The following is a 1,455-nucleotide window of genomic DNA, read 5'->3' as shown; positions in this document are numbered from 1 at the left end:
AGGATATACACGGCTCCCGGTGAATGGCAGGAATATGACACTACTGATTATCTGCATGGATTCCAGCCGGTTGACAGGGCAGATACACCATTTAACAATTAAATCTGACAGGCGTTGGGACTTCACAATATACGCTGATAAAACCACTACAAACCAATAAAACTATAACGAAAATAATCATACTTACAAATTATAAAATCATAAACCATATCAAAATTCAATCTATCAATCCCCAAAATAAAATTTTGCTCCCTGCGCCTGTTGCAAGGCGGCGTATATGAATGACAATAAAAATACTTCGGAAATTTTCAATCTTTCTTTATTGAAAGAAGCACTTGACTGCGGTATAATCAGTGCAGACAGTGTGCTTGATACGCTTATGTCAACAAAGAGAGAACAAGTCCGAAAGATACATACTTACGCCATCACCCCACCAGCAAAAGAGGGGGGACGGTGGCAGACCTGCTACAAAGGTACAGACGGAAAAAGAAAGAATATCAAGGCACAGACGGAAGATGAATTATTGGATAAACTGATTCCAATATACTTCCAAAATTCGCACATTGACAAAATGACTTTTTACGAACTATATGAGGAATGGTTAACATATAAACAGACTGTAACCAATAGTCCCAATACCATAAAACGGCACAAACAGCATTACAGCAAATATTTTGAACCATCTGCCCTACATAACAAGAAAATCAAACGAATAGATGAATTACTGCTGGAATCAGAGTGTAACCGCATAGTAAGGGAATTTAATCTTCCCCGTAAGGAATGGGGCAATATTAAGACCATCTTAAATGGTATGTTTGAATATGCCATCAGGAAAAAATATCTGTTGGAGAACCCCATGGACAAGGTTCAGATTCTTGTTAAATTTAAGCAAGTAGTCAGAAAAACAGGCAAGACCGAAACTTATAATTCGGACGAACTGAAAGACCTGAACCAGTATCTTGACCGCATGTATACAGGAACGCTTGATACTGCATTCTTGGCTGTCAAATTAAATTTCCTGCTCGGCTTACGTGTAGGGGAACTGGTAGCCCTGAAATGGGACGATTACATCAATATCAACCATCTGCATATTGTCCGTGAAGAAGTCAGAAATCAGGTTACAAACCAATATGAGGTAGTGGAGCATACAAAGACAAACCGTGACCGATTCGTGGTTCTGGTTCCAAAAGCAATCAATATCCTGCAAAAGATAGAGCATACCGGCGATTACATTTTTATGAGGGACAGAGAACGGCTTACATCAAGGCAGATTGCCTATGTACTGGAAAAATATGCAGAACGTCAGGGATTGTCTACAAAGTCCACCCACAAAATGAGAAAGACGTTCGCCAGCAACCTAAACGCCAGTGGCGTGCCGCTGGACTGTATACGGGAATTGCTGGGACATAGCAACTTAAATACCACCCTTGGATATATCTACAATCCATTGACGGA

General features: G+C 40.1%; 1 protein-coding gene. It reads left to right on the top strand.

Going from position 1 to position 1,455, the window contains the following annotated elements; genetic code table 11:
- Window positions 1-277: 277 nt before the first annotated feature.
- Window positions 278-1,455, top strand: a 1,178-nt coding sequence (locus FYJ39_RS20360; RefSeq protein ID WP_154474121.1) for a tyrosine-type recombinase/integrase, incomplete at its 3' end; no start/stop codon positions are given.

This window comes from Clostridium porci (assembly GCF_009696375.1).
In the GTDB taxonomy this organism is placed as follows: Bacteria; Bacillota; Clostridia; order Lachnospirales; family Lachnospiraceae; genus Enterocloster; species Enterocloster porci.
Note: the sequence above shows the minus strand (reverse complement) of the source record. Positions and strands in the feature narration are given on the sequence as shown.